General features: G+C 62.8%; 15 protein-coding genes. 8 read left to right on the forward strand and 7 right to left on the reverse strand.

All coding sequences use genetic code 11. The features are described from left to right. Positions 1–43: 43 nt before the first annotated feature. The 3 genes from ACOCLD_RS02120 to trpB form a co-directional block, all read right to left on the reverse strand. A complete protein-coding gene (locus ACOCLD_RS02120; RefSeq protein WP_422910668.1) occupies positions 44–676 on the reverse strand; it encodes a TetR/AcrR family transcriptional regulator in 633 nt (210 codons plus the stop codon). Positions 677–825: 149 nt separating this feature from the next. After that, on the reverse strand, positions 826–1,635 hold the full coding sequence (gene trpA / locus ACOCLD_RS02125; protein WP_422910669.1) for a tryptophan synthase subunit alpha: 810 nt from the start codon (positions 1,633–1,635) through the stop codon (positions 826–828). Further along, a complete protein-coding gene (gene trpB, locus ACOCLD_RS02130) occupies positions 1,635–2,849 on the reverse strand; it encodes a tryptophan synthase subunit beta (protein WP_422910670.1) in 1,215 nt (404 codons plus the stop codon). The genes trpA and trpB overlap by 1 nt, the downstream gene beginning before the upstream one ends. A 135-nt stretch (positions 2,850–2,984) precedes the next feature. On the opposite strand from trpB, the gene ACOCLD_RS02135 reads away from it, so the two are divergent. The 3 genes from ACOCLD_RS02135 (at position 2,985) to ACOCLD_RS02145 (ending at position 5,305) form a co-directional block, all read left to right on the forward strand. Beyond that, positions 2,985–3,872 (forward strand): LysR family transcriptional regulator, encoded by an 888-nt coding sequence (locus ACOCLD_RS02135; RefSeq protein ID WP_422910671.1) that lies wholly within the window; start codon positions 2,985–2,987, stop codon positions 3,870–3,872. A 65-nt stretch (positions 3,873–3,937) separates the two neighbouring features. After that, positions 3,938–4,153, forward strand: coding sequence for a dodecin (locus tag ACOCLD_RS02140; RefSeq protein WP_233685613.1), 216 nt, complete (start codon positions 3,938–3,940; stop codon positions 4,151–4,153). Between the two features lie 153 nt (positions 4,154–4,306). Beyond that, the gene (locus tag ACOCLD_RS02145) at positions 4,307–5,305 is read left to right on the forward strand and encodes an LLM class flavin-dependent oxidoreductase (protein ID WP_233685614.1); all 999 of its coding nucleotides are present in this window, start codon (positions 4,307–4,309) and stop codon (positions 5,303–5,305) included. 9 nt (positions 5,306–5,314) lie between these two features. On the opposite strand, the gene ACOCLD_RS02150 is transcribed toward ACOCLD_RS02145, so the two are convergent. Further along, a complete protein-coding gene (locus tag ACOCLD_RS02150) occupies positions 5,315–5,734 on the reverse strand; it encodes a hypothetical protein (RefSeq protein WP_422910672.1) in 420 nt (139 codons plus the stop codon). Positions 5,735–6,108: 374 nt separating this feature from the next. Here ACOCLD_RS02150 and ACOCLD_RS02155 point away from each other — a divergent pair, with 374 nt between their 5' ends. Continuing rightward, positions 6,109–7,161, forward strand: a complete 1,053-nt coding sequence (locus ACOCLD_RS02155) for an aminopeptidase (protein ID WP_422910673.1) — start codon at positions 6,109–6,111, stop codon at positions 7,159–7,161. 64 nt (positions 7,162–7,225) lie between these two features. Further along, the gene (locus ACOCLD_RS02160) at positions 7,226–7,456 is read left to right on the forward strand and encodes a DUF1161 domain-containing protein (protein WP_422910674.1); all 231 of its coding nucleotides are present in this window, start codon (positions 7,226–7,228) and stop codon (positions 7,454–7,456) included. 169 nt (positions 7,457–7,625) lie between these two features. Here the strand turns inward: ACOCLD_RS02160 and ACOCLD_RS02165 are convergent, their stop codons facing one another. Together ACOCLD_RS02165 and ACOCLD_RS02170 are read right to left on the reverse strand one after the other, a co-directional pair. After that, positions 7,626–8,273: an HAD family hydrolase gene (locus ACOCLD_RS02165; protein WP_422911749.1), complete on the reverse strand. Its 648-nt coding sequence runs from the start codon at positions 8,271–8,273 to the stop codon at positions 7,626–7,628. A gap of 14 nt (positions 8,274–8,287) precedes the next feature. After that, positions 8,288–8,830 carry a gamma carbonic anhydrase family protein gene (locus ACOCLD_RS02170; RefSeq protein WP_257776254.1) on the reverse strand — a complete coding sequence of 181 codons (543 nt, stop codon included), beginning with the start codon at positions 8,828–8,830 and terminating at the stop codon, positions 8,288–8,290. A 95-nt stretch (positions 8,831–8,925) separates the two neighbouring features. On the opposite strand from ACOCLD_RS02170, the gene prlC reads away from it, so the two are divergent. The 3 genes from prlC (at position 8,926) to ACOCLD_RS02185 (ending at position 12,115) form a co-directional block, all read left to right on the forward strand. Then, complete coding sequence (gene prlC / locus ACOCLD_RS02175; protein ID WP_422910675.1) at positions 8,926–11,004, forward strand: oligopeptidase A; 2,079 nt, start codon at positions 8,926–8,928, stop codon at positions 11,002–11,004. Next, positions 11,001–11,267 (forward strand): YheV family putative zinc ribbon protein, encoded by a 267-nt coding sequence (locus ACOCLD_RS02180; RefSeq protein ID WP_233685620.1) that lies wholly within the window; start codon positions 11,001–11,003, stop codon positions 11,265–11,267. The genes prlC and ACOCLD_RS02180 overlap by 4 nt, the downstream gene beginning before the upstream one ends. 71 nt (positions 11,268–11,338) lie before the next feature. Beyond that, complete coding sequence (locus tag ACOCLD_RS02185; protein WP_422910676.1) at positions 11,339–12,115, forward strand: DUF3658 domain-containing protein; 777 nt, start codon at positions 11,339–11,341, stop codon at positions 12,113–12,115. Here the strand turns inward: ACOCLD_RS02185 and ACOCLD_RS02190 are convergent. Beyond that, positions 12,105–12,869 (reverse strand): substrate-binding periplasmic protein, encoded by a 765-nt coding sequence (locus ACOCLD_RS02190; protein WP_257776257.1) that lies wholly within the window; start codon positions 12,867–12,869, stop codon positions 12,105–12,107. The genes ACOCLD_RS02185 and ACOCLD_RS02190 overlap by 11 nt on opposite strands. Between the last annotated feature and the right edge of the window lie 19 nt (positions 12,870–12,888).

Consider the following 12,888-nt stretch of genomic DNA (forward strand, 5'->3'; position numbering starts at 1 on the left):
TGCCCGCGATCAGCGGTGTCCGCCATCGCGGCCAAGACCACTCCTACAGATTGCGTTTCGGTAGATGGGGCGGCAGGTACAAACTCAGATAGGCATCGAACACCCGCATACCTTCCTCGGCCATGCGCGGGGTGATTTCGCCGTGCAGTTGCACCGAACGGGCATACACGCGGTCGCCCAGTTCCATGGCCAGGGCGAACACATCGACATCCTCCGGCAGCTGCGGCAAGGGAAAGTGGCGGTCGAACAGCTGCTGCATCAACTGCCCCAGTTCGATGTCGTGCTGCCGATCCGCCTGGGTCACTTCGGCCAGACCGTGCTGCGCCAGAATCAGCTGACGCGCGGCGGCATCGGCGGCGTAGATCGCCAGCATGCGCTGCTCGATCAGCCGAGACAGATCACGCCAGTCGCGCAGCCGGGCATGTTCAATCGGTTCCTGCAGGCAGGCGCGAAACGCGCTGTGGATATCCGCCGTCAGCCCTTCCAGCAAGGCCGGCACGCTGGCGAAGAAGTGATACACCGAAGACGGTGGAATCTGCGCGCGCTCAGCCACGCTGTAGATCGACAAGCCCGCCACGCCCTGCTCGGCCAACAACTCGCGGGCAGCAGCAAGAATACCGGCGATGCGGCTCTGGCTACTGGCGCGGGGTTTGCGAGCAACAGGCGGACGTGACATGGCGAGACTCGGAGCAAGGAAATAGGGTGGATGGCATTTCGCCGCCTACCCTACACCGAACCCGTAGCCCGGATAAAATCCGGGAAGGGTTTTACTGACAATAAATGCTCCCGGATTGCATCCGGGCTACACGGCGAAGCACCGCCAAATCAGGCGCGCGCGCCGCGCACCCCTTCAGCCAGCGCCGCACACAGGCTCAGCACGCCATCCACCGCCTGCTCGGCAGTCTTGGCATTGGCAATCTGATCAATCAGCGCCGAGCCAACCACCACGCCCTCAGCCAGACGGGCGATGGTCGCCGCATGTTCCGGGGTGCGGATACCGAAGCCGATGCACAGCGGCAGATCGGTGTGACGACGCAGGCGGGTGACGGCCTGCTCGACGTGATCCAGGGTAGCCGAACCGGCACCGGTCACACCGGCGACCGACACGTAGTAAACGAAACCGGAGCTGCCGTTGAGCACCTTGGGCAGGCGCTTGTCGTCGGTGGTCGGGGTGGTCAGGCGGATAAAGTCCAAACCTGCGGCTTGAGCTGGGTCGCACAGGTCCGCGTTATGCTCAGGCGGCAGATCGACGACGATCAGACCATCGACACCGGCTTCCTTGGCTTCGGCAATAAAGCGCGCCACGCCGTACTTGTGGATCGGGTTGAAGTAGCCCATCAGCACCAGCGGCGTCACCTGTTCGCCTTCGCGGAATGCGCGGACCATCTGCAGGGTTTTCGCCAGGTCCTGGCCGCCTTCCAGCGCGCGGATATTCGCCAGCTGGATCGCCGGGCCATCGGCCATCGGATCGGTAAAGGGCATACCCAACTCGATCACATCGGCGCCGGCAGCCGGCAGGCCCTTGAGAATCGCCAGGGAGGCGTCGTAGTTCGGGTCGCCGGCAGTGACGAAGGTCACCAGAGCGGCGCGGTTCTGCTCTTTCAGCTCGGCAAAGCGGGTTTGCAGGCGGCTCATCAGTGGTTCTCCTGCACTGTGTTTTCCATGTGGTGCATAACGGTCTGCATGTCCTTGTCGCCACGCCCGGACAGGTTGATCACCATCAGGTGCTCCTTGGGCAGGGTGGGCGCACGTTTGAAGGCTTCGGCCAGGGCGTGAGCGCTTTCCAGGGCCGGAATGATCCCTTCCTGGCGGCAGCAGGTGTGGAACGCAGCCAGGGCTTCGTCGTCGGTCACCGAGGTGTATTCAACCCGGCCGACATCATGCAACCAGGCGTGCTCAGGGCCGATGCCGGGATAGTCCAGACCGGCAGAAATCGAGTGGGCGTCAATGATCTGGCCGTCGTCGTTCTGCAGCAGGAAGGTGCGGTTGCCGTGCAGCACGCCCGGTACGCCGCCATTCAGGCTGGCCGCGTGCTTGCCGGTTTCGATGCCGTAACCGGCCGCTTCCACGCCGACGATCTGTACGTCTTTATCGTCGAGGAACGGGTGGAACAGGCCGATGGCGTTGGAGCCACCACCGATGCAGGCCACCAGGCTGTCGGGCAGACGGCCTTCCTGGGCGAGGATCTGCTCGCGGGTTTCCTTGCCAATCACCGCCTGGAAGTCGCGCACCATCGCCGGATAAGGGTGCGGGCCAGCCACGGTGCCGATCATGTAGAAGGTGTTGTGCACGTTGGTCACCCAGTCACGCAGCGCTTCGTTCATCGCATCCTTGAGCGTGCCGGTGCCAGCGACGACCGGAATCACGGTGGCACCCAGCAGCTTCATGCGGAACACGTTGGCCTGCTGGCGATCGATGTCGGTGGTACCCATAAAGATCACGCACTCCATGCCGAAGCGCGCGGCCACGGTGGCGGTGGCCACGCCGTGCATGCCGGCGCCGGTCTCGGCGATGATGCGTTTCTTGCCCATGCGCTTGGCCAGCAGGGCCTGGCCGATGCAGTTGTTGATCTTGTGCGCGCCGGTGTGATTGAGCTCTTCACGCTTGAAGTAGATCTTCGCGCCGCCGCACATCGCGGTCAGGCGCTCGGCGAAATACAGCGGGCTCGGGCGGCCGACGAAATCACGCTGGAAGTAGGCCAGCTCCTTCTGGAACTCGGGGTCGAGCTTGGCCTTTTCATACTCTTCGGCCAGATCGTGGATCAGCGGCATCAGGGTTTCGGCAACATATTGGCCACCGAACGAGCCGAACAGGCCGTTGGCGTCAGGGCCAGCGCGGAAGGAAGTCATGGTGTTCTCCTCGGAAAATTCGAGCGCGATTCGCGGGCAGTGATGCTCGCTTCTACGGCAATGGGCACAGGATAAAGCTGTGGCGCGCGCGGCAAAAGCGATAAGATCGCCGCAACCTGTCAGGAAAACTCACAGATGAGCCACGACCTTCCACCGCTAAACGCCTTGCGCGCCTTTGAAGCAGCGGCGCGCTTGAACAGCATCAGCCAGGCGGCTAACGAACTGCATGTCACTCATGGCGCGGTCAGCCGGCAGGTGCGCAGCCTGGAAGAGCACCTGGGTGTAGCGCTGTTCAGCAAGGAAGGTCGCGGCCTTAAACTCACAGATTCCGGCATTCGCCTGCGCGATGTTAGCGCCGAACTGTTCAACCGCCTGCGCAGCACCTGTGCCGAGCTGCAGCAGGGTCAGGCCGACGCACCGTTTGTCCTGGCCTGCCCGGGTAGCCTGCTGGCGCGCTGGTTTATCCCGCGTCTGGACCGACTCAACCGCGAGTTGCCGGAACTGCGCCTGCAGCTGTCCGCCAGCGAAGGCGAGCTGGACCCACGGCGCAGCGGAGTGGATGCCACCCTGTGGTTCGCCGAACCGCCGTGGCCAGCGGATATGCAGGTGTTCGAGCTGGCCGCCGAGCGCATCGGCCCGGTGCTTAGCCCACGTTATGCGCAGTTCGCCGCATTGCATCAGGCACCCGCCGCTGCGCTGCTCGGTGAACCCTTGCTGCATACCAGCTCGCGCCCGCAGGCCTGGCCCAGCTGGGCCGCCAGCAACGGGCTGGATGCCAGCGCACTGAAGCTCGGCCAGGGTTTCGAGCATCTGTATTACCTGCTGGAAGCCGCAGCAGCCGGCCTGGGTGTGGCCATCGCACCGCAGCAACTGGTGACCGACGACCTGGCCGGCGGTCGCCTGGTCGCGCCCTGGGGCTTTGTCGAAACCTCGGCACGCCTGGCCCTGTGGGTGCCGGCACGGCGCCTGGATAAACGCGCACAACTGTTGGCCGCCTGGCTACGTCACGAGTTGCAAGGCTGAATCGGCGCCGGGCAGAACTGCGGCGACTCAACTAGCGTTGAATCATCAACCTGTGGAGAACGCCCATGTCCGACCATCACACCTACAAGAAAATCGAAATCGTCGGGTCCTCGAAAGTCAGCATCGAGGATGCCATCGAAAATGCCCTGGCCGAATGCGCCAAGTCGGTACGCAACCTCGACTGGTTCGAGGTGGTGGAGACCCGTGGGCATATCGTGGATGGCAAGGTCGGTCACTATCAGGTCACCTTGAAGATCGGCTTCCGCCTGAGCGATAGCTGAGCCCCCAATGCTGCGGTCATGCCTGAACATGGCCGCCGGCCTTCCCACCCGACGCAACGTGCCCCTTGGAATCCGTAGAACAAGCCCCACTATCTAACTCAGGTATTGGCGCTTTGTGGCGCCCCAACACACGGATAACCCACAGGCGGCCCGATGAGCGCACTCGCACAGAGCAAATTCTCCACCCTGGACCTCGCCCCGATTCGCGATGACGGCAACGCCGCCCAGGCCCTGCACAACTCCCTGGCGCTGGCGCAGCATGTCGAGCGCCTGGGCTTCGAGCGTTTCTGGGTGGCCGAACACCACAATATGGACGGCATCGCCAGTTCAGCCACTGCTGTGCTGCTGGGGTATCTGGCCGCCGGCACGTCGAAGATTCGCCTGGGTTCCGGCGGGGTGATGCTGCCCAATCACGCACCGCTGGTAATTGCCGAGCAGTTCGGCACCCTGGCCACGCTTTACCCCGGCCGCATTGAATTGGGCCTGGGTCGCGCGCCAGGGGCGGATCACTTCACCGCCCAGGCGCTGCGCCGCGACCGGATTGGCAGCGCCGACGACTTCCCAGCGGATGTTGCAGAGCTGCAGCGCTACCTCGGCCCACGCACGCCGGATCAGCGGGTAATCGCCATGCCCGGCAGCGACACCAATGTGCCAATCTGGCTGCTCGGCTCCAGCCTGTTCAGTGCCCAGCTGGCGGGCGAAAAGGGCCTGCCCTACGCCTTCGCCTCGCACTTCGCGCCGCGCTATATGCATGAAGCGATTCGCGTCTACCGCAACCACTTCAAACCCTCGGCAGTGCTCGACAAGCCCTATGTAATGCTCGGCGTACCGCTGATCGCTGCCGACACGGATGAACAGGCTGAATACCTGGCCACCTCGGCCTACCAGCGCATCCTCGCGCTGATTCGCGGCCAGAGCCTGGTGCAGAAACCGCCGGTGGCCAGCATGCAGGGCCTGTGGTTACCGCATGAGAAAGAGGCCGTGAGCAGCTTCCTCGGCATGGCAATGATCGGCGGGCCGGACAAGGTGCGCACGCGTCTGGAGCTGCTGCTGGAACAGACTGGCGCCGATGAACTGATCTTCACCTGCGACCTCTATGACTTCGCCGACCGCCTGCATGCCTTCGAACTGCTGGCACAATTACGCGACTAACCAGGCCGGTCAGAACGTACCGCAGCGCAACACCTGGCCGCGCGCCAGCACATTGCGTTGCTCGTCATAGAGCCAGGCCTGGGCCTTCATCTGCATCGGGCGGGCTTCCAGACGGTAGCGCTGCCCGGCAGCAAAATCGGCATAACGCACACGGATATCGCAGGTCACCTGCCGGGGCTCGCTGATGCCGTCCTGACCACCGCCGCTGTTCACTTCAAACTGCAAACGCGCCTGCAATTCATGAGCACCCACCGGCACCTGAAAATAGCGGCCATCGTTCAGCCGCTGACCGTCGAGACGATCGGCCATCAGCAGCGTTCCTGCATTGCTGCGCAGCTCAACCCAAGCCTGGTTTGGGTCAGGCGGCGGCACGGGCGAAGCACAGGCAGCGAGCGCCAGCACAGCACTGCATAAAGCCAGGTAACGCATGGGGCACCTCCATAAATCACAACAACCCAAGGGTCTGTTGACGTTTCGTTCGCGGCCGCGCCGAAGCCTGTTTTAGCGCGAGGCAAGGCACGAGACACGAAGTTTGGTTGTTCCAAATGAGTGTCGAGAAACGCAGTATCGCGCTAAAACAGGCTCGGCCCTTCGGGTTGCGCGAAAAATCTCGCCAAGCGGTGTTGGAGGACTTGGCAAGGGAACACCATTACCTGCGTCCTCCGCCTAGCCTGGCGAGATTTTTCGCGGCAACGCGGTTCGCGACGAAACGTCAACAGACCCTAACCTACGCCGATCCCGTGCTGGAGGCAGCAGCGCTGATGCGCTAGCGTGGCAGCCTGTTTATTCACGGGTATTGATCCATGTTCGACGCCCTGCTCTGCCGCTGGGTTCCACTGGCCGCGGCGCTGCTGCTGAGCGGCTGCAGCACCCTGGATTACTACAGCCACCTGGCCGGCGGCCAACTGCAACTGCTGCAGGCGCGCGAGCCGATTGCCGAGCTGCTGGAGAACCCGTCTGCCGACCCCGAACTCAAGCAACGCCTGGCACTCGCGCAACAGGCGCGGGATTTCGCCAGCGCCCAGCTGAGCCTGCCCGACAACGGCAGCTATCGCCTGTATGCCGATATTCAGCGGCCATTCGTGGTGTGGAATGTGTTTGCCACCCCGGAGTTTTCCCTGTCGCCGGAGCTGCACTGCTTCCCCATCGCCGGCTGCGTGGCCTATCGCGGCTTCTACAGCCAGGGCCGGGCACGCGGCGCGGCAGCTTTGCTGAAACAGCAGGGCCTGGATACTTACCTGGGTGGGGTCGAGGCCTATTCCACCCTGGGCTGGTTCGATGACCCGATTCTCAACACCATGCTGCGCTGGAGCGATGAGCGTCTGATCGCAGTGATTTTTCACGAGCTGGCGCACCAGCAGCTGTATGTGGCCAACGACACCGCGTTCAACGAATCCTTCGCCAGCTTTGTCGAACGCGAGGGCCTGCGCCAATGGCGTGCCAAGCAAGGGCTGCTGCACGTCGATCCGCAGGGCGAGCGTCAGCGTGAACAATTTGCCGCCCTGGTGCTGGCCAGCCGCACACGGCTGCAACAGCTCTACGCCAGTGACCTGCCAGCGGCGCAGATGCGCAGCGGCAAGCAGGCCGAGTTCGCCCGTTTGCGTGCTGAATACCGCGCGTTGCGCGAACGCGAGTGGGGCGGCCGAGGCCGTTACGATGACTGGATCAACGCGCCGATGAATAACGCCAAGCTGCTGCCGTTTGGCCTCTATGATCAATGGGTGCCGGCCTTCGCCGCACTGTTCGAACAGGCTGGTCGCGACTGGTCACGCTTCTACCAGCAGGTCGAGGCATTGGGCAGACTGCCTGCCGCCGAACGGCAGCAGGCGCTGACCGGATTATCTGCAGGCACTTAGAACTTACGTACCCGAACCCCAGTCCAACTTTCGTTATTTCTGTTCACGCAAAAGGAGCGATGCAATGAACAAATTCACCCTGGCTGTGCTGCTCGGCCTAGTCAGCACCAGCGCTTTGGCCGCCCCCAAACCCTGCGAAGAGCTGCGCGCGGAGATTGAAGTGAAAATCCAGGCCGCCGGCGTTGCCAGCTACACCCTGGAAATCGTGCCCAACGAAGATGCCCGAGACCCCAATATGGTGGTCGGCAGCTGCGACGGCGGCACCAAGAAGATCATCTATCAGAAAAACGGCTGACTCGCGGATCGGTGATTGTCAGCGGCTAACCCATACAGTCTGCAAAAGACCGGAATGTAGCCCGGATAAGCGCAGCGTAATCCGGGGGCCGTGATCCCGGATTGCGCCAAGGCTTATCCGGGCTACAGGGGTTTCGTAAAAGCGCTGGGAACGCCGTCCATCCTACGATTTAGCCCACAAACGCCTGGTGCAACTCGGCCAGGCTATGGAAGTGATAGGTCGGCGCCTCGGCCTGTAATTCAGCCAGGCTGCCAAAGCCATAGCCCACCGCCGCCGCATCCAGGCCATTGCGCCGCGCGCCGATCAGGTCGTGCTTGCGATCACCGATCATCAGCGTCGCCTCTGGCGCAAGCTGTTCTTTTTCCAGCAGGTGGGCGATCAGCTCAACCTTGTCAGTACGCGTGCCGTCCAGCTCGCTGCCGTAAATCACCTTGAAGTGCTTCGCGAAACCAAAGTGCTTAGCAATCTGCTCGGCAAATACCGTTGGCTTGCTGGTGGCGATATACAGCGTGCGCTGCTGGTTCTGCAGCAGCTGCAACAGCTCGTTCACACCGTCGAACAGTTGGTTTTCATACAACCCGACCTCGCGGAAGCGCTCGCGGTAATGGTTCACCGCCTGCCAGGCCGTGGCCTCGTCGAACTGGTAGGTCTGCATAAAACACTGCAGCAGCGGCGGGCCGATAAAGTGCTCAAGCGCCTGCAAGTCAGGCTCATCGATGCCCAGCCTGGCCAGCGCGTGCTGCACCGAGCGGGTAATGCCTTCGCGCGGATCGGTCAGGGTGCCATCGAGGTCAAACAGGATGTTCTGGTAATCCATGACAGGTTCGCTCATCAGCCGGCATAGCCTTCCATCAGGTGCTGATCCTTCAAGCGCACGTAGTTGGCCGCGCTGTAGCTGAAGTAGCTGCGCTCCTTGTCCGTCAGCGCCCGCGCCTGTTTCACCGGGCTGCCGACGTACAGGTAGCCGCTTTCCAGCACCTTGCCCGGCGGCACCAGGGAGCCGGCACCGATTACCACCTCATCCTGCACCACGGCGCCGTCCATGATGATGCTGCCCATGCCAACCAGAATGCGGTTACCCAGGGTGCAACCGTGCAAGGTGACGTTGTGGCCGATGGTCACCTCATCGCCGATATTCAGCGGAAAGCCCTGCGGGTTGAACGGCCCGGCATGGGTGATATGCAGCACGCTGCCGTCCTGCACGCTGCTGCGCTCACCGATGCGGATGCTGTGCATGTCGCCACGGATCACCACCAGCGGCCACACCGAGCTGTCGCTGCCAATTTCCACATCCCCCAGCACCACCGCCGAGGCGTCGACAAATACCCGCTCGCCGAGCTGCGGGGTGAACTGCTGGTAAGTACGAATCGCCACGATAGAAACCTCTTAGGCTGCGGTTTGCCCCGATTGTAATTAACATGCAGGGCATTGCGGTTGTGAAACGTCGCCTGCGACCCCATAACCTGCTCATGACTTCGCGTATCAGAAAGGTGCCTGCCGTGTCCGCCAGCAACCCGCTTCTTCAAGACTTCGATCTGCCATCCTACAGCCTGATCAAACCCGAGCATGTCGAGCCGGCCATCGAGCAGATTCTGGCCGACAACCGCGCCGCCATGGGCCGTCTGCTGGAACAACAGGCTGCTGACCCAAGCTGGGACGGTTTGGTGCTGGCCCTGGACGAACTGGGTGCGCGCCTCGGCCAGGCCTGGAGCCCGGTCAGCCACCTGAACGCCGTATGCAACAGCGCCGAACTGCGCGCCGCCTACGAAGCCTGCCTGCCCAAGCTGTCTGAGTACTGGACCGAAATCGGCCAGAACCAGCCACTGTTTCAGGCCTATCAGAAGCTGGCTGAAAGCCCGGCAGCCGCTGGTTTCGATGTGGCGCAGAAGACCATCCTCGAACACGCCCTGCGCGACTTCCGCCTGTCCGGTATCGACCTGCCGGTCGAGCAGCAGAAGCGCTATGGCGAGATCCAGATGAAGCTCTCCGAGCTGGCCAGCAAGTTCTCCAACCAGCTGCTGGATGCCACCCAGGCCTGGACCAAGCACGCCAGCGACGAAGCGGCGCTGGACGGCCTGACCGATTCGGCCAAGGCGCAGATGAAGCAAGCCGCCGAGGCCAAGGGGCTGGACGGCTGGTTGATCAGCCTGGAGTTCCCCAGCTATTTCGCGGTGATGACCTATGCCAACGACCGCGCGCTGCGCGAAGAGGTGTATGCCGCCTACTGCACCCGCGCCTCCGATCAGGGGCCGAATGCCGGCAAGAACGACAACGGCCCGGTGATGAACGAAATCCTCGCCCTGCGTCAGGAGCTGGCCAAGCTGCTGGGCTTCGGCAACTACGCCGAGCTGAGCCTAGCGAGCAAGATGGCCGAGAGCACCGAGCAGGTGCTGAGTTTCCTGCGCGATCTGGGCGTGCGCGGCAAGCCCTTTGCCGAGCAGGACCTGCGTGAGCTGCAAGCCTTCGCCTTTGATCAGGGCTGCAACGAGCTGCAAAGCTGGGACGTCGGCTACTACAGCGAGAAACTGCGCGAGCAGCGCTACAGCATTTCCCAGGAAACCCTGCGCGCCTACTTTCCCATCGACAAGGTGCTGACCGGCCTGTTCGCCATCGTCGAAAAGCTCTACGGCATCCAGATCAAGGAATTGAGTGGCTTCGACACCTGGCACCCGGATGTGCGCCTGTTTGAAATCACCGAGAACGGCCAGCACGTCGGGCGCTTCTTCTTCGACCTCTACGCCCGCGCCAACAAGCGCGGCGGTGCGTGGATGGACGGTGCACGCGACAAACGCCGCACGGCTGATGGCACGTTGATCAGCCCGGTGGCCAATCTGGTGTGCAACTTCACCCCTGCCGTCGGCAACAAGCCGGCGCTGCTGACCCACGATGAAGTCACCACCCTGTTCCACGAGTTCGGCCACGGCCTGCATCACCTGCTGACCCGCGTTGAACACGCTGGCGCGTCCGGGATCAACGGCGTGGCCTGGGATGCCGTGGAGCTGCCGAGCCAGTTTATGGAGAACTGGTGCTGGGAGCCGGAAGGCCTGGCACTGATCTCTGGCCATTTTGAGACCGGCGAGCCGCTGCCACAGGACCTGCTGGACAAGATGCTGGCGGCGAAGAACTTCCAGTCCGGCTTGATGATGGTGCGGCAGATCGAGTTCAGCCTGTTCGACTTCGAACTACACACCACCCACGGCGATGGCCGCAGCGTGCTGAACGTGCTCGAAGGCATCCGCGAGGAAGTCTCAGTGCTGCGTCCGCCGGCCTACAACCGTTTCCCCAACAGCTTCGCGCACATCTTCGCCGGCGGTTACGCGGCCGGTTACTACAGCTACAAGTGGGCCGAAGTGCTGAGCGCCGATGCCTTCTCCAAATTCGAGGAAGAAGGCGTGTTCAACAGCGCCACTGGGCAAGCCTTCCGCGAGGCGATCCTGGCGCGCGGCGGCTCGCAGGCACCGATGGTGCTGTTCGTCGATTTCCGTGGCCGCGAACCTTCCATCGACGCCCTGCTGCGCCACCTCGGCTTGAGCCAGGAGGCCGCATGACAGAGACCACTGCCAAGCGCTTTATCGCCGGCGCGGTCTGCCCGGCGTGCAGCGAAATGGACAAGATCCAGATGTGGAACGTGGACGGCGTACCGCACCGCGAATGCATTGGCTGCGGCTACGCCGACACCCTGGATGAGCGCGGCAACTCGGTGCCGCGTGAACTGCCCACACGGGTCAATACCAGCGCCCTGAAACCCAAGGCCGCTGATCCCAAGGTGCAAGCGGTGCAGTTCTTCCCCAACCCCAAGCTGAAAAAATGACCGGAAGTCTTTGTTAACGTCATGCAGCGACGACCCGCAGGATAATTCGCGCGATCGACCAAGGAGGGTACATGTGGCATCTGGTCTGTGGTGATGCAGCCGTTGAAGGGGTGCGTTTCGTTCTGGGAGAAGACACAGCGGACTGCACCTTGCGGGTCATGCGTGACGACCTCGCCGTGGGCCCGCTGCAGGATATCGACAACCCGCCGTGCAGCGCTCGCAGCGTCTACTGGCAAAACCTCTGGCCACAATCGATGCAGCCCGTGCCGGATTTTGCTGCGGGACTGCAAGCCGATGCCCACTGGCTAAGCACCCTGAGCAGCGGCCAGCGTGGCGTGACGGTCTGGCACGGCGACAGCTGTTCCGAGCAGTTGCTGCTGGCCCGCGTGGCCCAGGCTCTGGCCGGCTCAGCCATGGAACTATGGGAGGTCGCCTGCGGCAACCCGCAGCTGCCGCCACGCCGCGCCGTCTCGCTGTGCCAGCCGCAGCAACTGCAGGAACTGTATGCGCAACGGCAACTGCTCGGCGCATCACGGCGCAGCGAACTGGCGGCGCACTGGCAACAGGCGCAACAGCACAACGCCGCCATCCGTATCTGGTATGCCGGGCGTTTCAAGCACCATGAACATGCGCTGGTCGATGATCCCTTGCTGCAGTACTGCAGTGAGCAGTGGCAGCCGTTGGCGCGGGTCATGGCCGAGGTGATGGCGCAAAGCAAAGGTTTCTTCCCCACCGACGCCTTCCTGCACTGGCGCGCCCGTGAGCTGGCATTGGCCGGGCAGCTGCAACTGGCGCAACCGCCGGCCACTGCCTACAGCGAACAACAGGTACGCCAGCTCAGGGCGTAGCCTGATCAACCTGTTGCAGGTAACGCTCCAGCAGGCGCTGGTAGTCACCGTTGGCACGCAGTTGCGCCAGGCCCTGATTGAACTGCGCGATGAGCACCGCCGCCTGCGGATGGCTGCGCGGCACGATCAAATGCAGGGTACTGCTGCTGATCGCACTCTCGGAACGGCGAAACTGTTCGACCGGCACGCCCGTCAGGCGCAACGCGGTTTCCCCCAGGCGACGATCGGAGATAAAGAAATCATCGCGCTCCATCAGCAATAAGAGCGCGCACTCATTCAGCCCCGTCGGGGAATGCCGAATCAGTTGCCCATCATCGAGCAACTGCTGAATCACCGGCGGCGGTTGCCAGCCCAGCGGGTAGCACAACCGCCGCCCCTGCATGCTGGGCACATCGGTCAGTTCAATCACCTCACCCGCACGGCTGAAAATATGCTGCTCTGCCGTAAAAAGCGGCTCCGAGTAGAGAAACGCCTCTTCACGCTGCGGGGTGCGCACGTAGGGAAAGGTGGCGTCGTAATCGCCGCGCAGGGTCTTCAGGTAGCCTCGGTTCCAGGGCTGCCAGTCCAGGCTGCTGGGTAGCTGAACGTGCTGCAAGGCACTGCGCACCACCTGGGTCAGCATGCCACCCTCCGGCAACGCCTCACCGGTAAAGGGCGCGTAATCATCGCCAGTGACCAGCCGCACAGGCTCGGCCAGCGCGCTGGTGCAGAGCAACAGGCTCAGGAAAAGAGAAGTAAGTATGCGCGCAGGCATCAACCTGACCTTAGCGCGG

The organism is Pseudomonas cimarronensis (genome assembly GCF_049331905.1).
Classification (GTDB): domain Bacteria; phylum Pseudomonadota; class Gammaproteobacteria; order Pseudomonadales; family Pseudomonadaceae; genus Aquipseudomonas.